A 17,518-nucleotide genomic window follows, 5' to 3' on the forward strand; every position below is an offset into this window, starting at 1 on the left:
GATGCAGCTAAAATTGCTCCCCTCTCCACATTAAGACGCCCTTGTAAAACTGGATCAGCCACAGCGCTTATACAGTGATCAAGTACATCCGCAGCGTTAATGTTCGGAAACGGAATTTGCCGCATTTACATCTACTCAATCAACTGAGAGGGCAGGTGGAATGGAGGACAGGGCACGGGCGAGTGTGCGACCTTCTGCACCCAGTTGGCCATTGAACAGTTTTAGAATGCTCTCGTAGGGAAGCTGCTGGTCGACAGCTGTTGCGACCATTTTGTGAAAGCCAGAGTTCGTCACTTCAAGATTGAAAACTTGCCGCGTGAGTACGCCAACGTTTTCCCCGAACGTTTCAATCTCCGGCCTGTCCGCTCGGATCGAGAGACCGGACCGGTTCACCACCCAGACACAGGAGGCAGGAACTTCTTGCAATACGACTGGTGAGTGCGTCGCAATTATAGCGACACCATTCCGGTTTGTTAGCAAGTCGGACAACGCTCGGATAAATGCTGATATTAGAGGAGGATGAAGGTGTGCCTCTGGCTCATCCAGCAGAACCAAAGACTGCTCTTCAACGTCAGCGACCAGGCGACTAATGGCAAGTAGGACAACGCTATGTCCAGAACTGAGGTGATCGAAGATATAACGAGCCTTCGCCTCCCACTCGGCGTCAGCTGCTGATGCAATATCGGTGATGTTTGCCTCAGCAAATAGTGGGTCTGCTTCAAGGGTAAGCAGAGCGTTCGCCCACCTATTGCGCCGGGCGCCTACCCGGCAATCCCTAACACTCTCTACAAATTCGTGGGCCAGATCAGACCGTGTTTTTGTTAAGAAATCAGGAAGTGTCTTTTCAGCGCCTGGTTTCCCCAAAATCTCGTTCTGAGCTTGAAAGAATGAGGCTTCATCGTCCGTGAGAAAACGGAGCAGACCTATATAGGAATATCGAAATTTCACGGCTCCAGACTTTTTGACGAGCGGACCGTTTGTATCAAAGGCGCTAAATGACACTGTGACCAAGCCGGCGAACCCGTGCCGATCACCATCCATCAGGCGCTCAAGTGAATGGTTCTCGAACCTTCCTACCTCACCTCCAGTCTTTGAATTCAAGCCAAGAAAGCTTCTAGCCAATAAGTCAAATAATCTTGTCTTTCCAACGCCGTTACGGCCAATCAAAACGTGAACATTGGAAGGTGGCATTGACGCCGGAACCACATCAAAGGAAAGCAATGGAGTCGGCAAACGCGGGTCTTGGGCTGGTAGTTGGTAGGAAAACTTGTATTCCGTCAGCGTTGCGCTACCCCTCGCCAAATCATGCAGCCTCCCAAGAAGGCGAGCAGGCTCCAGTTCTCGCATGAGTGACCGAGACATAACCGGTTCATTGTAGTATCGTTCATAACGGCCTGTCGATAGGGCGCAATCTTTCAAAGCGGATAATATCGCGATACGAGTATCATCACCCAGCGTAGCTAATGTCTCGTAGTAGTTTTCTGTCTGACCAACTGAGAAATATTCGTCACCAAGCTCATGAAATATCTTGGGAATGAAGTTACTGGTAACCCCATCCTTCGGACTCATTCCCTCTCGCGCGATCTTAACAGAGCCGACATCGATGCGGGTTCCATCTTTAAGAAGTATAGCGAGATAATACTGCGTTACCCACTCAAACCAGTCATTCCAGCGGTCCTCGATCAGTATGACCTCGTCTTTGCCTTCGGGAGAAGCGTCAGGTCCAACAATCCGAAATTTTATAGGTTGAGTAATCAATTCTCACTCCCGGCTTAGTTGACAAAGTCCCTAGCATCATAGTCCGGAAGGGGCCAGCGTTTTGTTCCATGCTGCCGCACCGATGCAAGTGGTGGGCGGTGATGAATTTTGAGTGCGTGCGAAGCGGTATCTTGAAGGCTTGAAACATGCATTGCCTCTGCTACAGTAAACTGCTACATAGCTCCCCGCAGGTTTAAACTTAAGTCATTGAAAACATTGTGCCTAACGTCTCTCCTAGACGCCGGCATGGGGCACCACATTACCTTCCAGATCTTGTTTTGCTGATCGTTGTGAATATTTCCCCGCGCTCTGAACAAGGTGCGGGTGTGCGGCCACGTCGACCCGCCTGCACCACGGCCACGGTTTTGCTGTGACGGCTGCGCCAGCTCGTGATTTTCTGTCGCTTGGGCAAAAGGCGAAAAATCAGCTGCCTAATTCCGGGCCGGGTGCCGATTGTTGCAAATTTGCCGACACTCCCCTTAAAGATGATTAATCTAGTCATATTTTGTTGCCCGTCGGAAACTCCGTTTATATACCGGCGCTTAGCGCGGCAGGCCGCCCATCGATACGGGTTCACTGCTTCCCCATATCCGTGATCTCTCCCAGGTCACTTTCCGAAATTCCTCGCCTCCCGAAAAGGATCGCGCCATGACATTTTCTCTCAATCAGCTCCGTCCGCATGGTCATCTTCTGAGCTCCACCATACTGGCGGGTGCCATGGCTGTTGCATTCATGCCGGTTGCGGCTCTTGCGCAGGACCAGGCGGATGGCACAACGCAGCTTGCGCCGATCGTCGTCAATGGGGCGAGCACAGACACTGCCAGCGAGGACAACAATACCGTCGTTCCCAAGCGCTCCTCGTCCGCATTGAAAACCGACACGCCGCTCGTCGAGACGCCGCGCTCGGTTTCCGTCGTGACCCGCCAGGAGATGGAACAGCGCGCGGTCACCGACATGATCCAGGCAACGCGCTACAGTTCCGGCGTGACCACCGGTGCGTTTGGCTACGATCCACGTTTCGACCAGATCTATATCCGCGGCATCGAAACGACGACCGCCGGCGACTTCCGTGACGGTCTGCGCCAGCCGATCATGACCTATGGCTCGTTCGCGACGGAAGTCTATACGCTGGACCGGATCGAGGTGCTGAAGGGTCCGGTATCGGTGATGTACGGTGCGGCGAGCGCTGCCGGTATCGTCAACCGCATTTCCAAGCTGCCGCAGGAAGAAGCCCATCACGAGGTTGAACTGCAATACGGCACCGTCGGTCGCAAGCAGGCCGCCTTCGACTTTGGCGGCCCGATCAATGACGAATTGTTCTACCGTATGGTCGGCGTCGCCCGCGAAGGCGAAGGCAGCTATGACATCGCCGACGATCGCTATCTCCTGCAGCCGTCGTTTACCTGGAAGCCGAGCGATGACACGACATTCACCGTCTACGGCCTGGCGCAGAAGGGCGAGACAGGCGCGAGCGCCTGGAGCTACCTGGAGGGCGATGACGTCTTCCTCTATACCGACCCGGACTTCAACAGCCAGAAGGTCGAGCAGTATCAACTTGGCTATCAGCTCGAGCATGAGTTCGACAACGGCCTGACCTTCCGCCAGAACGCCCGCGTCGGCGATGTCGATCTCACAGCGCACTACCTCAACCGAGTCCTCGTCAATGCCGATGGCACGTGGCCGACGACTTCGGTGACGGACGACATGCGCACCTACCAGATCGATAACCAGTTCGAAGGCCAGTTCGATACCGGCAGCATTGCCCACACACTGCTCACGGGTCTCGACTACACCTATGTCACCTCGGATTTTGCCATGGGCAGCGGCAGCGTGGCTGCGGGCGCGCCCGGCTCCAGCGTGGCGATCCCGGCGCTCACGACCTTTAGCGGCAGCGACCTCAGCCAGACCGGCATATACGCCCAGGACCAGATGGAATTTGGCAACTGGCGCGCCGTGGGCGGTCTCCGTTATGACTGGGCGCATCAGGAATCGACCGACAAGGTTGCTGGAACCACTGATGTGAAGGATGACGGCGTCCTCTCCGGCCAGGTGGGGCTGCTCTACCTCTTCGACAATGGCATCGCGCCCTATGTCAGCTACGGCACATCCTTCGTGCCGTCCACGAACCTGTCCGTTACCGGTGAGGTGCTTGACCCGACGAAGGGCCGGCAGATTGAGGCAGGCGTCAAGTATCAGCCGGACGGCGAGAGCTTCTCGTTGAACGCCGCCGTCTACCAGCTGGTGGAAACCGGCAAGCCGCAATATGCCGGCTATTCGAGCTTCTATTATTATGAGAACTCGGGTGAGAACACCTATACGGGCTTTGAACTCGAAGGACGCAACGAATTCGACAATGGCATCAGCCTGGTCGCGGCCTATACCTACGCGCATGCCGAAATCACCGACAATATCGATCCGACGCTGATCGGCAATGCGCCTTCCACGGCTCCGCGTCATGTCGCATCGCTGTGGGTGAACTATGCTGTTCCGGATGACTCCGTTCTGGCGGGCCTCAGTGTCGGTGCCGGCATCCGTGCCACGAGCGATTCCTTCACCAGCGACGCCAACACCGGCAAGAACGCCGGCGCCGCCTATTTCGATGCGGCGCTGTCCTATGACTTCGGCGCAAAGTCACCGGACCTGAAAGGCCTCTCGCTCTCGATCAGCGCGACGAACCTCGCCGACAGGCGCGAAGAGGTCTGCACCGACGGGTATTGCTATACCGGCCAGAGCCGTACGGTTCTCGGCTCGCTGAAATACAAGTGGTAGCCGTCTGAAGCCCGCGTCGGCTTCTGGACAATTGCCGTCCCTTTCCTGTTCCAGCGCTCATGCGAGATGCCGGAACAGGCGTTTCAGGCGCGGCCGATGATGCGGAAACGGGCGAAATCGCCACCTAAAATGTATTGTGGAGCAAGCATGACCGAGAATGCCTATCATTTTCCCGGGACGGTCTATTTCGACATGCAGCCGGCTGCGGGCGGAGAGCCCTATCGGATCTTCCTGTTCACGCCGAAGGGAGAGCCGCCGGCCGAGGGTTGGCCGCTGCTGGTCACGACCGACGGCAATGCAACCTTTCCCTTTGCCGTCGCCAGCCTGGCGACGCAGGCGCCGTACCCGACCGGAACCAATGTCGAGTGGGGTGTTGTCGCGGCGATCGGATATCCCGGCGACGAACCGTACGATGCCCTGCGACGGGCATGGGACCTGGGGCCGCCGCCGATCAAAACCTATCCGCCCTATTTCGAAGGCGGGCCTCCCGTGCGCATCGGCGGCACCGGAGAACTGCTCGACTTCATCGAGAGACAACTGCTTCCGCATCTCGACGGCATCGTGAAGATCGACGCCGGCCGCCGGTCGCTGTTCGGACATTCCTTCGGCGGCCTTTTCACCCTCTACGCTCTCTTCGACCGACCGGGGCTGTTTTCCAACTGGATCGCCGCCAGCCCGACGATCTACTGGGAAGGCAGCGAAATCCTCAACAACGAGGCGCGTCGTGCAGACATGAAGGGCCGCCGGATCTTCCTGCATCTGTCGGCCGGCGTACATGAGGGGGATGCGCTTGCGCCATTCCAGTCCCGCAACCCGGATGCCGGCACTCGTCTCGAGAAGAAGAAGGTCGAGAGGACGGTTGCACTGGCGCAGGAAATGGCGGAGAGGCTGAGCCGCCGTCGCGACGGCATTCGCACGGCGTTCGAGATTTTCCCCGGGCAGACCCACATGTCCGTCCTCGGACCAGCCGTCAATCGCGCCGTGAGCATCGCATTCGAGGTGGTCGGCCGCGACGCCTGACCGATGCCGGGCTGAAGGCTGCCTTCATTCCCGTCGCCGGCCCCGGGCTGGTCGCATGGCTGGACACATTTCTCCGAACCATGATAGTCGCTTGTGCTGCGCGATGGCTGGTCAATTCCAGACATCGCTGCAATTGTTGAATTCAGGCGTTCGTCATGCGGCGCCGCCATTCTCTTGAGAGAGCACGACTATGGCAGACGAGATCAAGGCAGCAGGCAAGATCAAGGCAGGTGGCAAGAAAATTCGTATGGGCCAGGCGGTCCGCCAGGTGACGGTCGATGCCGGGCTGCTGCCGAAGGTGGCCGGCGCGCCGACTTCCAAGGCTGCAGGGGGCAAGGCTGCAGGGGGCAAGGCTGCAGAAGGCAAGGCTGCAGAAGGCAAGGCGCGCGTCAGCGTCGTTTCGCCTGTTACGCCGGCGGTTCTTGCCATGCGCAAGTCGATGAAGCAGCAGTCGGCGAAGGCCAAGGTTGCCAAGGTCACCGCCGCGATCGAGGCCGGCAGCGTGCCGGCGGCGGAAGCCAAGGCGCTGGTGTTGGCCCATCTGGCCAAGATCGCCGGGACTTCGGCCGTTGCCGAAAAACTCTATCGCAGCCAGCATCTCGAGGCCTTCGGCGGCCGCACGCCGGCCCAGCTCGTGCGCGCCGGTGAACTCAGGGCGCTGCTCGTGCATCTGAGCGCCGCCATGCCGGCAACCAAGGCTTAACCGCAGGTCCTTGCCGCCTTTCCGGCTCCTGATCGCGATCCCGTAAGGTGGCTTGCTGTCGCCGTATTCAGGGGGGCAACGTCTGCTTCGCGCCCGCACTGCAACCGCTTGGTGATTGTGCATGTGCGAGATGGATGTTAGCACTTCTGCGATGAACACCTGGAAAAGACGGCATGTTGCTAGAGCCTAGCGCCTCCTTCGAGGCGTTGCAGCGCGATTTTCGCTGGGAGATTCCGGCTGATTTCAACATCGGCCGGGCTGTCTGCGACGACTGGGCCCGGCGCGATCCGCAGCGGATCTGCCTCGAACATTTCAGCCCCGATGGCCGGCATCTGTCGCTGACCTACGGCGCGCTTGCGGCGCAATCGTCGGCTTTTGCCCATGCGCTGGTTTCACTCGGTGTCGAGCCTGGCGATCGGGTGGCGTTGCTCCTGCCGCAATGTTTCGAGACGGTGATCGCCCATCTTGCGATCTACAAGATGGGGGCGATCGCGCTGCCTCTGGCGTTGCTGTTCGGCGAAGAGGCGCTGGAATACCGGCTGAGCAATGCCGGCGCCACGGTCGTGGTGACGAACGCATTCGGACTGTCGCGGCTGGCGCCGATCCGCGCCCGACTGGATGGCCTGCGACATGTCGTGTCGATCGATCCAGCGGATGCGCCGGTGCGGTCATTCGCGACGCTGGTCGAGCAGCATCCGGATAGCTTCGACATCGTCGCCTCCGGCCCGGACGATCCGGCGCTGATGATCTACACGTCGGGCACGACAGGGGCGCCGAAGGGCGCCCTGCATGGTCACCGGGTGCTGGCCGGGCATATGCCGGGTTTCCAGCTGGCGCATGATTTTCCGCCGCAACCCGACGACCGGATGTGGACGCCGTCGGACTGGGCCTGGGCGGGCGGCCTTTTGAATGCGTTGCTGCCTTCGCTGCTGCTTGGCATCCCGGTGGTCTCGTCGCCGGCGCAAAAATTCGATGCGCATATGGCCTTCCGGATCATGGCGGAAATGAAGGTGCGCAATGCCTTCATTCCGCCGACGGCGCTCCGGCTGCTGGCGGCGGTGGAGCAGCCGCGTCAGCACTATGATCTGGTCCTGCGCAGCATCGGTTCGGCCGGTGAATCGCTCGGGCGCGAGACCTATGAATGGGTGAAGACGGCGCTCGGCATCGTGCCGAACGAGTTCTACGGCCAGACCGAGTGCAATTTCGTGTTGTCGTCGGCGGCCCATCTCGGTGTGTCGAAAGCCGGCTTCATCGGCAAGAGCGTGCCCGGGCACCGGGTGGCGATCATCGACGAGGCCGGCCATGAACTGCCGGCGGGCGAGACCGGGCAGGTGGCGATCGCAAGGCCGGATCCGGTGATGTTGCTCGGTTACTGGCAGAACCCGGAGGCGACGTCTGCGAAGTTCGTCGGTGACTGGATGAAGACGGGTGATCTCGGCCGGCAGGACGAAGAGGGCTACGTGCAATTCTTCGGCCGCGACGACGACGTGATCACCTCGTCGGGCTACCGGATCGGACCGGCGGAAATCGAGGATTGCCTGATCAGCCATCCGGCCGTGCGGCTGGCGGCGGTGATTGGCAAGCCGGATGCGCTAAGGACGGAGATCGTCAAGGCTTTCGTCGTGCTGCAGGCGGGTTTTTCCGGCAGCGAGGCGCTGGCGTCAGACGTCCGCGATTGGGTCAAGCATCGGCTGTCGATGCATGAATATCCGCGCGAAGTGGCCTTCGTAGAGGAACTGCCGCTGACCACCAGCGGCAAGGTCATCCGGCGATTGCTGCGCGACCGCGAGGTCGCGCTTTCGTCCGGCTGAAGCCATTGCCAGGCTGATGCTCAGCTGCCGAAACGGCGGCTGAGGATCTTGTCGCGCAGGATGCGGGCGATGTTGCGGGTATTGCGATACATGTGTAGTTGCGTGCCGACCTGGCGCACGTCACGATCGGCATTCGACCTCAGGCCGATCACCAGCGTGCCCATGGCCTCGCGCTCCTGCCAGAAGCGGCTCATGATCGGATGGTCGGGGACCGCGCAGCTGTCGGTGCGCTCGATATTGGCATCGTCGAGATGCCATTCGGTCAGGTCGGCCATCAGCAGCTTGCCCGGCGAGAAGCGGGCATAGTCCTCGTCATAGGCGGTCTTCCAGGTATAGGCCTCGCCGGCCATGATGAAGACGACCATGGAGGCGACCGCGCTGCCGTTCAGGTCGAGCGTGTGGATGCGGACCTGGTCTGCTTCGGCCAGATTGGTGATGGCCTCGCGGGCAAAGGCCGCACGCAGACGGTCGGTGATCATCGCCGAGCGCTTGCGGCCCTTCCAGCCGCTGGCCTCGAGCGCTAGAAATTCCTCCATGCGCAGGCGGATCTCTTCCGGCTGACGGGCGACATTGTAGCTGACAGGCCCCAGTTCGCTGAGCAGGCGGAACTGGCGGCGCATTTCGCGCAGATGGTTCTTCGCCAGGCTGTTCTGCAGGTAGGTCTGGCCATCCTCTGCGCTGTGCAGCATCGGGCGTTCATAGGGGCTGGTGATGGTCAGCGGCAGTTCGCGACCAAGCGCCACAGCCTTGGCAAGATGGGCGAAGCGGCCGTTCAGCCTGAGGTCCGGCAGGACCAGCACGCCGGGCAGCTTGGCTTCCGGCCGGGCAATCGCCTCGAACAGGTTGTCGAGCGTTTCGGCAGCGCCCTCGGCATCGACCAGCGGCGTGCCGAGCGGGCCGAAGGGATTGGCCCAGACGCGGATGATCGAAGGGCCGACCGAGAAGCCGGGTTTCTCGACGGAGAAGGGAAACAGCATGCGCAGACGCGAGCGTCGCTCGTCTTCGTCGCGGATCACGGCGAGGCGCACCTGGCGTTCCTCGAGCCGCGGCATGGCCGGCGCAAGGAAACGCGGCGCGAAGAAGACGTTGGCTTCCATGACGCGGTAGGTCAGGTGGTCGAGTTCGTCCTGCAGGTCGTAGCCCATCTGACCTGGATAGATGCTCAGGTGGCGGCCCGGGCGGCCGACGGCCATCTCGGTATCGGCGCCGACACGCATCTCGCGGCGGTTGGCGAGGCTGCCGATCAGGCGATTGGCATCGCTGTTCATGCTCTCGTTGTAGATGGGCTTTTCCGGCATGGTCAGGCAGCCCCTTTCGTCTTGTTCATCAGCGACAGGGGGTCGGCGAAGGCAAAGACCACGATGCCCAGGGCACGACGCACGGTGATGTGCAGGAGGATGGCTTCGACCATGGTGGCAGCCGCCGTTGCAATGGCAGCACCGGCCAGGCCGTAGATGGGGATCAGGGTCACGTTCAATCCGATATTCGTCGACAGCGCTGCGACATACAGCAGGACGCAGAGTTTTTGCCGGCCGGCCATGGTCAGCAGCATTTCGGCAGGGCCGACCAGCGCCTTGGCCATGTTGCCGGCAAACAGGATCACCATCAGATGGTAGCCGGCGGTGAAGGCCGCGCCGAACAGCGAGAGCAGGACATTGCCGAGGATGAGCACAAGGCCGCCCACGGCAAGCGATGGCCAGAAACTCCAACGGGCCGCGGTGCCGGCAAAGCTCGCCAGCGACGCCTTGTCGCCCGCCGCCATCATTGCGGAAAACTGCGGCGTGGCGCCGGCCTTGACGGCAAAATAGACGAATTGCACCAGCGCCATGGTCTTGGCTGCGGCGAAATAGATGCCGACCTGGTCGGGCGGCAGATAGAGACCGACGACGACGACATCGGAATTGGTCAGCAGGAAGCCGAAGCCTTCGATCAGGAAGATCGGCAGGGCGACCCTGAACCAGGCGAGGAAATCGATCTTGCGGGCGCCCTTGTCGAAGCGCTGGACCATGCGGTGGTCGATGGTGAGGAACTGACCGATCGTCGTGACATAGGTGGCGGCCAAAGCGGCCTGCATGGCGGTGGTGGCCGTCGGCGGCGCGCCCAGTGCGACGGCGGCAAGCATGAAGGCGAGGATCAGCGTCGGGCGGATGATATAGGTCGGGCTCATCGCCGTGACCGGCCAGCTGTTGGCGCGGGCCGTGCCGTCGAGCACGTCGCCGAGCGCAATCATCGGCAAGGCGAAGAAGGCGAGGAACAGCGGCACCATGTAATAGTGGTCGATCACCGCACCGAAGACATGCAGCCCGGCAAGGCCGACCAGCGCGATCAGGCTGGCGCAGCTCATGGCGAAGACGCGGGCGGTCATGGTCAGGCCGCGGATTTCGTCATGGGCGTTGGCCACCCGGTACTGCGGCAGAAAGCGGATGATCGCGGTGTGGAAGCCGAGGCAGGAAAGATTGCCGAACAGAACCACGAGCACCCAGACGAAGACGAAGATGCCGTATTCGAACTCGCCCATCAGGCGGGCCTGGATGATCTGCGAGGCAAAGGCGATGCCGGCGCTGGCGACGCGGATGGCGAAGGCGATCAGGGTCATGCGCTGGGCGCGGCCGGTGTCGTCGTTGCGGGCAAGGATGCCGCAGAGTTTGCGGACGAGCGGATGCAGGCCCGAAGGCAGCCATTTTTCCGCTGTCTGGAGAACCGCCATCACTGATACGCACAACTCGTTGCAGGGCTTTCGATGCGGCTGAAGATCGCAGCGGGGAGCCTGAATGATTGGTCTGACGGGAAAAACAGCGAGACGGATCAGGCCGCAGGCCGTCAGACGCGACGTCCGCAGACTGGCAGAACACGGTTAAGAAACGGTTCAAGGGCTGATCTATATGCCAAACAAATGGGGCGGCTCGAAAGCCGCCCCCATTGAGAAAAACGTCGTCTTCCCAAGCGCGTCAGGCGCTTTCGAACGCGCCGTGGCAATGCTTGTATTTCTTGCCGGAGCCGCAGGGGCAGGCTTCGTTGCGGCCGATACGACCCCAGGTCGAAGGCTGGTCAGGATCGCGGTTTTCCGGTGCGACGAAACCGGCGGTGCTTTCGTCTGCACCTTCGCCGAAGTCGTCCTCGCCGGTGGTCGCATCGATATGATGACCTTCCATAGCCGGTGTCGTCGGTACTGGCGGGGCATCACGAACCAGCTCGACGCGCGACATCTGCATGGTCGCTGCATCGCGCAGGTTGGCGAGAAGGGCCTGGAAGAGTTCGAAGGCTTCGGCCTTGTATTCCTGCAGCGGATCACGCTGGGCATAGCCACGGAAGCCGACGACCGAACGCAGATGGTCGAGGTTGACGATGTGCTCGCGCCACAGGTTGTCAATGGTCTGCAGGATGACCGAACGTTCGACATAGGCCATCAGTTCGCCGCCGAAACGCTCAGCCTTGTCGGCGGCAGCCTTGTCGGCGGCTTCGGTAATGCGGGTCAGGATATCGTCTTCGGCAATGCCTTCTTCGGCGGCCCATTCCTCGATCGGCAGATCGAGATTGAGGGTCATCGCGACCTTCTGCTTCAGGCCCTGGACATCCCACTGCTCGACATAGGCATGTTCGGGAATGTGAATCGACACCATGGTCTCGATGACTTCGTGACGCATGTCGGCGATCGTCGAGGAGACGTCGGCGGCATCCATCAGCTCGAGGCGCTGCTCGAAGATGACCTTGCGCTGATCGTTCAGCACGTCGTCATATTTGAGCAGATTCTTGCGGATGTCGAAGTTGCGGGCTTCAACCTTCTTCTGGGCGCGTTCGAGCGCCTTGTTGATCCAAGGATGCACGATGGCTTCGCCGTCTTTCAGGCCAAGCTTGGTCAGCATCGAATCCATGCGGTCCGAGCCGAAGATGCGCATCAGGTCGTCCTGCAGCGACAGGTAGAACTTGGAGCGGCCCGGGTCGCCCTGACGGCCGGAGCGGCCGCGCAGCTGGTTGTCGATACGGCGGCTTTCGTGGCGTTCGGTGGCGATGACGTAGAGGCCGCCGGCTTCCAGCGCCTTCTGCTTCAACGCCTGCACTTCGGCACGGATCGCCGCTTCCTTGGCATCGCGCTCGGCGCCCGGCTCCATGTCGGCCAGTTCGTGCTCGAGACGCATGTCGATATTGCCGCCGAGCTGGATATCGGTGCCGCGGCCGGCCATGTTGGTGGCGATGGTGACCGCACCGGGAACACCGGCCTGCGACACGATATAGGCTTCCTGCTCGTGGTAACGGGCGTTCAGGACCTTGAAGTCCTTGAAGCCGGACTTGCTCAGCATGTCGGCGAGCAGTTCGGACTTTTCGATCGAGGTGGTGCCGACCAGAACCGGCTGGTTGCGCTCGCTGGCCGCCTTGATCTCGTCGATGATCGCCTTGAATTTTTCCTCGAAGGTCCGGTAGACCTCGTCGTCCTCGTCGATGCGCTTGATCGGCAGGTTGGTCGGGACTTCGATGACTTCGAGACCGTAGATGTTGGCGAATTCTTCCGCCTCGGTCGATGCCGTGCCGGTCATGCCGGCGAGCTTGGAATACATGCGGAAATAGTTCTGGAAGGTGATCGAGGCCAGCGTCTGGTTTTCCGGCTGGATCTTGACTTTTTCCTTCGCTTCCAGCGCCTGATGCTGGCCTTCGGAATAGCGGCGTCCCGGCATCATGCGGCCGGTGAATTCGTCGATGATGACGATTTCGTCGTTGCGGACGATATAGTCCTTGTCGCGGCTGAACAGCTTGTGGGCCTTCAGCGCATTGTTGATGTGGTGGACGATCGCGACATTCTCGACGTCGTAAAGCGATTCACCCTTGAGCAGGCCAGCCTCACGCAGGAGGTTCTCGAGCTTCTCTGTGCCGACTTCGGAGAAATTGGCCGAGCGCTGCTTCTCGTCGATCTCGTAGTCTTCGTCGCTGAGAAGCGGGATATAGGCGTCGATCGTGTTGTAGAGGTCCGAACGGTCGTCGAGCGGGCCGGAGATGATCAGCGGGGTGCGGGCCTCATCGACGAGGATCGAGTCAACTTCGTCGACGATCGCGTAGTTGTGGCCGCGCTGGACCATCTGGCCGCGCTCATACTTCATGTTGTCGCGCAGATAGTCGAAGCCGAGCTCGTTGTTGGTGGCGTAGGTGATGTCGCAGGCATAGGCCGCGCGGCGCTCGTCGTCGGTGATGCCATGCACGATGACGCCGGTCGACAGGCCGAGGAAGCCGTAAAGCCTGGCCATCGTCTGGCTGTCGCGCTTGGCGAGGTAGTCGTTGACGGTAACGACATGCACGCCCTTGCCGGCGAGCGCGTTGAGGTAGACGGCGAGCGTTGCCACCAGCGTCTTGCCTTCGCCGGTCTTCATTTCGGCGATCGAATTGTCGTTGAGGATCATCGCGCCGACAAGCTGTACGTCGAATGGTCGCATGCCAAGGGCGCGGCGCGAGCCTTCGCGGGCGACGGCAAAGGCCGGGACGAGAATGTCGTCGAGTGTCTTGCCGGCGGCCAGCATCTGGCGGAACTCGTCGGTCTTGCCGGCCAGTTCACTGTCGGAAAGTGCCTTCATGCTCTCTTCAAGCGCGGCGATCTGGGCAATGCGCGGCTGGTAGGAACGGACACGACGCTCGTTCGACGAGCCGAAAATTTTGCGCGCAAGTCCACCAAGACTGACCATATCGATGGTCCTTTCTGACCTTCGTCATAACGTTTACACGCCCAACTGCTTCACTTCTGTCCAAGCATTTAGGCGCCATGCCTCCAGAAACTACTCTGGACGCGAGGTTGCGTGACAGATAAGAGGGGGGTCGAATGATGTCAACGGCGCAGGCGCGTGCGAAAGGCCTGCGAATTACGGGCATCGGACAATTTTTTGCCCGATTCGAGCGGTCTTCAAACGGTTCACCATCCGAAAGGTCTTTCATGCTTCGCGTTAATAAGTTTCTGCTTGCTGCCTGTGTCTCCCTCGTTGCCCTCCACGGCCCGGTGTTTGCCGAGGATGCCGTGGTTGCCAAGGTCGGCACGCTCGAGATCACCCAGTCTGAACTGGATCTGGCCATCGCCAACCTTGATCCGCAGCTGTCCCAGCTGCCGGACGAACAGAAGAAGGTTGCCGCTCTTTCCGGCGCGATCGACGTCAAGCTTCTGGCCGGCAATGCCGAAGCCGCCGGTCTCAAGACCGATCCGGAATATGTCCGCCGCATGCAGTTCATCGCCGACCGCGAGCTGCACAACATCTATTTCAAGAAGAACGTCGTCGACGCCGTGACCGAAGACGAAGTCAAGGCGCGCTACGAGAAGGAAATCGCAGCGCTTCCGAAGCAGGACGAGATCCGTGCCCGCCACATCCTGGTAAAGACCGAGGAAGAAGCCAAGGCGATCATCGCCGATCTCGATGCCGGCAAGGACTTCATCGAACTGGCCAAGGAAAAGTCGACCGACCCGAACAAGTCGGAAGGCGGCGACCTCGGCTACTTCGTCAAGGGCCGCATGGTTCCGGAATTCGAAGAAGCCGCATTCGGCATGGAAAAGGGCACCTATTCCAAGACGCCGGTGAAGACGCAGTTCGGTTTCCACGTCATCAAGATCGAAGACAAGCGCGAAGCCGCGCCGCCGAAATACGAGGAAGTGGCTCAGCAGGTTCGCCAGCTGGTGATGCGCGACAAGTATCTCGAAGTGATCGAGAAGGCCAAGGCCGACCAGAAGATCGAGATCGTCGACGAGACCCTGCGCAAGGGTTATGAAGACGCGAACAAGCAGCAGGCCCAGCCGCAGCCGTAACGCATCGTTTGTTTCCCAGACAAAGGCCCGCAGATTGCGGGCCTTCCACTACAGGCCATGATCATGTCTTCCAGCATTTCCCCGCTTGCTCCGAAATCCTATGCCGACATGCCGGCCATCCGCGGCGTGCGCATGGCCACGGCCGCTGCCGGCATCAAGTATAAAAATCGCACCGACGTGCTTTTGATGGCGTTCGACAAGCCGGCCAGCGTGGCCGGCGTGTTCACACGGTCGAAATGCCCGTCTGCGCCGGTGGATTTCTGCCGCAAGAACCTGGCGGCCGGCGTGGCGCGCGGCGTCGTGGTCAATTCCGGCAATGCCAATGCCTTTACCGGCATCAAAGGCCGGGCTGCGACCGAACTGACCGCAAAATCGGCGGCAGCGGCGCTTGGCTGCGACGAGAGCGAAATTTTCCTGGCCTCCACCGGGGTCATCGGCGAGCCGCTCGATGCGACGAAGTTTTCCGGCGTGCTGGGCCAGATGGCCAAGGACGGGACCGGTGATTTCTGGCTCGAGGCTGCCAAGGCGATCATGACCACGGATACCTATCCGAAGGTTGCCACCCGTACCGCCGAGATCGGCGGGGTCACCGTGACGATCAACGGCATAGCCAAGGGCGCCGGCATGATCGCGCCCGACATGGCGACGATGCTGTCGTTTGTGGTCACCGATGCCGATATCGCAGCGCCGGTGCTGCAGAGCCTGCTGTCGGCCGGTGTCGAGCCGAGCTTCAACTCGATGACCGTCGACAGCGATACCTCGACCTCCGATACGCTGATGCTGTTTGCCACGGGGGCTGCTGCCGAAGACGGACAGCGCCGGATCGAGACCGCGGACGATGCCGCTCTCGCCGGCTTTCGCGATGCGCTGAACGCGCTGCTCAAGGATCTGGCGATCCAGGTGGCGCGCGATGGCGAAGGTGCGACCAAGATGCTGGAAATCACCGTGACCGGTGCGACAAGCGATGCGGCGGCAAAGACGATCGCGCTGTCGATCGCCAATTCGCCGCTGGTCAAGACCGCGGCTGCCGGCGAAGACGCCAATTGGGGCCGTATCGTCATGGCGGTGGGCAAGGCCGGCGAAGAGGCCGATCGTGACCGACTGGCGATCTGGTTCGGCGATGTGCGCGTTGCGGTCAATGGCGAACGCGATGCTGGCTATTCGGAAGAAGCGGCATCGAATGTGATGAAGGGACAGGACATTCCGGTGAGGGTCGATCTTGGCCTCGGCAATGGCTCGGCGACCGTGTGGACCTGTGACCTGACCAAGGAATACGTGGCCATCAACGGCGATTACCGGAGCTGATCGCCGGCATGCTTGCAACTGTACCCGACCAGAACCTGCCCCTCGTTCGCCGCCTCGAAGCGGTCGGTTTTCGCGCATGGCCGGCGACCAGCGTCGTCTATGACGGCAGCTGGCAGATCCGCCTGACCGGCAGCCATCCGTCCAAGCGGCTAAACTGCATCGTTGCGCTCGATCCGTCCGACAGCCGCGATATCGGCCTTCGCATCGAGAAGGCCGGGCGCCGCTTCGAAGCGCATGGCCGTCCCCTGCTGATCCGCCAGACGCCGCTATCGCCGAAACCGATGATCGACTTCCTCGAGGCCGACGGCTGGGAGCGTTTCGAGGAAGTGCTGACGATGACCTGCGACCTGTCGCGGATCGATCTGCCGGATACGCTCGATCATCTCCCGACCCATGACATCGGACGCTATGTCGATGCCGATATCTCCGTGCACGGGGAAGACCTGGCGCTGAAGCCATCGCTGGCCGAAATCATCAGCGCGATCAAGCCGCCGACCGGCATGTTCGTCATCGAGGATCCGCAGGACGGACCGATCGCGACAACGCTCTGCGTGCAGGACAATGACCTTGCCGGGATCATGTCGCTTGCGGTTCGACCAGACCGGCGTGGCCAGGGGCTCGGCATCGAGGTTCTGACCTCTGCGCTGCGCTGGGCGCGCATCGGCGGTGCCCGCACCGCCTGGCTGCAGGTGGTCGCCGACAATGCGCCGGCGCTCGCGCTCTATGCCAAGATGGGGTTCGAGGAAGCCTATCGGTATTATTACTGGCGAAAGGCCGAGGCATGAGCGCGACGCCGAGACCGATCCTCCTGGTTGCTGCCTGCGCTCTGGTCGATACCGACAACCGAATCCTGCTCGCCCAGCGCCCCGAGGGCAAATCGCTGGCCGGTCTGTGGGAATTTCCCGGCGGCAAGGTCGAGACCGGCGAGACGCCGGAGGAGACGCTGGTGCGCGAGCTCGACGAGGAGCTGGGCATCCAGACCAAGGTTGCGTGTCTTGCGCCACTGAGCTTTGCCAGCCACACGTATGAAACATTCCATCTGCTGATGCCGCTCTATATCTGCCGTCGTTACGAAGGCATTCCGCATGGACGCGAGGGACAGGCGATCAAATGGGTGCGGGCCAAGGCGCTGCGCGATTATCCCATGCCGCCGGCCGACGAGCCGCTGATCCCATTCCTTCAGGATCTGTTGTGAGCGCGGGATATTTTCTCAAGCGTTCTTAATACAAAGTTTATAACCCTCGGGCAAAACTGATCGCTGTTCATGCGTCATGCGTGTGTGGAGCGTCATATGGCAAACGAAGATTTCTGGCGGGCTGCCCGATCCAGGGAACGGTCTTCGGTGAAAACCGGAAGAACCGGAGTTCTCAATATCGCCTGCTG

12 protein-coding genes are annotated in these 17,518 nt (G+C 60.8%); 8 read left to right on the forward strand and 4 right to left on the reverse strand.

All coding sequences use genetic code 11. The features are described 5' to 3' along the window. Positions 1-135 precede the first annotated feature (135 nt). Complete coding sequence (locus tag PDO_RS00005) at positions 136-1,758, reverse strand: ATP-dependent nuclease (RefSeq protein WP_007596196.1); 1,623 nt, start codon at positions 1,756-1,758, stop codon at positions 136-138. Positions 1,759-2,406: 648 nt separating this feature from the next. Between PDO_RS00005 and PDO_RS00010 the strand changes: the two genes are divergently transcribed. The 4 genes from PDO_RS00010 to PDO_RS00025 all read left to right on the forward strand — a co-directional run bounded on the left by PDO_RS00010 (position 2,407) and on the right by PDO_RS00025 (position 8,061). After that, complete coding sequence (locus tag PDO_RS00010) at positions 2,407-4,527, forward strand: TonB-dependent siderophore receptor (RefSeq protein WP_007596199.1); 2,121 nt, start codon at positions 2,407-2,409, stop codon at positions 4,525-4,527. A 147-nt stretch (positions 4,528-4,674) separates the two neighbouring features. Next, a complete protein-coding gene (locus PDO_RS00015) occupies positions 4,675-5,547 on the forward strand; it encodes an alpha/beta hydrolase (RefSeq protein WP_007596201.1) in 873 nt (290 codons plus the stop codon). Positions 5,548-5,737: 190 nt separating this feature from the next. Then, on the forward strand, positions 5,738-6,250 hold the full coding sequence (locus PDO_RS00020; protein ID WP_007596203.1) for a hypothetical protein: 513 nt from the start codon (positions 5,738-5,740) through the stop codon (positions 6,248-6,250). 173 nt (positions 6,251-6,423) lie between these two features. Further along, positions 6,424-8,061 (forward strand): AMP-binding protein, encoded by a 1,638-nt coding sequence (locus tag PDO_RS00025; RefSeq protein ID WP_007596205.1) that lies wholly within the window; start codon positions 6,424-6,426, stop codon positions 8,059-8,061. 20 nt (positions 8,062-8,081) lie between these two features. Here PDO_RS00025 and PDO_RS00030 read toward each other — a convergent pair whose 3' ends face one another. From PDO_RS00030 to secA, 3 genes are all read right to left on the reverse strand, one after another. Then, complete coding sequence (locus PDO_RS00030; RefSeq protein ID WP_007596207.1) at positions 8,082-9,359, reverse strand: GNAT family N-acetyltransferase; 1,278 nt, start codon at positions 9,357-9,359, stop codon at positions 8,082-8,084. Between the two features lie 2 nt (positions 9,360-9,361). Continuing rightward, positions 9,362-10,768 carry a lipopolysaccharide biosynthesis protein gene (locus PDO_RS00035; protein ID WP_007596210.1) on the reverse strand — a complete coding sequence of 469 codons (1,407 nt, stop codon included), beginning with the start codon at positions 10,766-10,768 and terminating at the stop codon, positions 9,362-9,364. A gap of 241 nt (positions 10,769-11,009) precedes the next feature. Then, complete coding sequence (secA, locus tag PDO_RS00040) at positions 11,010-13,727, reverse strand: preprotein translocase subunit SecA (RefSeq protein WP_007596212.1); 2,718 nt, start codon at positions 13,725-13,727, stop codon at positions 11,010-11,012. A 245-nt stretch (positions 13,728-13,972) separates the two neighbouring features. Here secA and PDO_RS00045 point away from each other — a divergent pair, with 245 nt between their 5' ends. The 4 genes from PDO_RS00045 to mutT all read left to right on the forward strand — a co-directional run bounded on the left by PDO_RS00045 (position 13,973) and on the right by mutT (position 17,330). Continuing rightward, positions 13,973-14,830: a peptidylprolyl isomerase gene (locus tag PDO_RS00045; RefSeq protein WP_007596213.1), complete on the forward strand. Its 858-nt coding sequence runs from the start codon at positions 13,973-13,975 to the stop codon at positions 14,828-14,830. A gap of 63 nt (positions 14,831-14,893) precedes the next feature. Next, positions 14,894-16,135, forward strand: a complete 1,242-nt coding sequence (gene argJ / locus PDO_RS00050) for a bifunctional glutamate N-acetyltransferase/amino-acid acetyltransferase ArgJ (protein ID WP_007596215.1) — start codon at positions 14,894-14,896, stop codon at positions 16,133-16,135. Between the two features lie 8 nt (positions 16,136-16,143). Beyond that, complete coding sequence (locus tag PDO_RS00055) at positions 16,144-16,920, forward strand: GNAT family N-acetyltransferase (RefSeq protein WP_007596224.1); 777 nt, start codon at positions 16,144-16,146, stop codon at positions 16,918-16,920. Beyond that, positions 16,917-17,330 carry an 8-oxo-dGTP diphosphatase MutT gene (mutT, locus tag PDO_RS00060; protein WP_007596226.1) on the forward strand — a complete coding sequence of 138 codons (414 nt, stop codon included), beginning with the start codon at positions 16,917-16,919 and terminating at the stop codon, positions 17,328-17,330. Before PDO_RS00055 ends, mutT begins: the two co-directional genes overlap by 4 nt. Positions 17,331-17,518: the final 188 nt, after the last annotated feature.

It is taken from the genome of Rhizobium sp. PDO1-076 (genome assembly GCF_000247475.1).
In the GTDB taxonomy this organism is placed as follows: domain Bacteria; phylum Pseudomonadota; class Alphaproteobacteria; order Rhizobiales; family Rhizobiaceae; genus Allorhizobium.

Excerpts from the sequence above, each read along its gene's own strand:
- PDO_RS00025 (WP_007596205.1), top strand. The coding sequence starts at position 6,424 with ATGTTGCTAGAGCCTAGCGCCTCCTTCGAGGCGTTGCAGCGCGATTTT.
- PDO_RS00015 (WP_007596201.1), top strand. The coding sequence starts at position 4,675 with ATGACCGAGAATGCCTATCATTTTCCCGGGACGGTCTATTTCGACATG.
- mutT (WP_007596226.1), top strand. The coding sequence starts at position 16,917 with ATGAGCGCGACGCCGAGACCGATCCTCCTGGTTGCTGCCTGCGCTCTG.
- PDO_RS00020 (WP_007596203.1), top strand. The coding sequence starts at position 5,738 with ATGGCAGACGAGATCAAGGCAGCAGGCAAGATCAAGGCAGGTGGCAAG.
- PDO_RS00030 (WP_007596207.1), bottom strand. The coding sequence starts at position 9,359 with ATGCCGGAAAAGCCCATCTACAACGAGAGCATGAACAGCGATGCCAAT.
- PDO_RS00035 (WP_007596210.1), bottom strand. The coding sequence starts at position 10,768 with ATGGCGGTTCTCCAGACAGCGGAAAAATGGCTGCCTTCGGGCCTGCAT.
- PDO_RS00045 (WP_007596213.1), top strand. The coding sequence starts at position 13,973 with ATGCTTCGCGTTAATAAGTTTCTGCTTGCTGCCTGTGTCTCCCTCGTT.
- argJ (WP_007596215.1), top strand. The coding sequence starts at position 14,894 with ATGTCTTCCAGCATTTCCCCGCTTGCTCCGAAATCCTATGCCGACATG.
- PDO_RS00055 (WP_007596224.1), top strand. The coding sequence starts at position 16,144 with ATGCTTGCAACTGTACCCGACCAGAACCTGCCCCTCGTTCGCCGCCTC.
- PDO_RS00010 (WP_007596199.1), top strand. The coding sequence starts at position 2,407 with ATGACATTTTCTCTCAATCAGCTCCGTCCGCATGGTCATCTTCTGAGC.
- secA (WP_007596212.1), bottom strand. The coding sequence starts at position 13,727 with ATGGTCAGTCTTGGTGGACTTGCGCGCAAAATTTTCGGCTCGTCGAAC.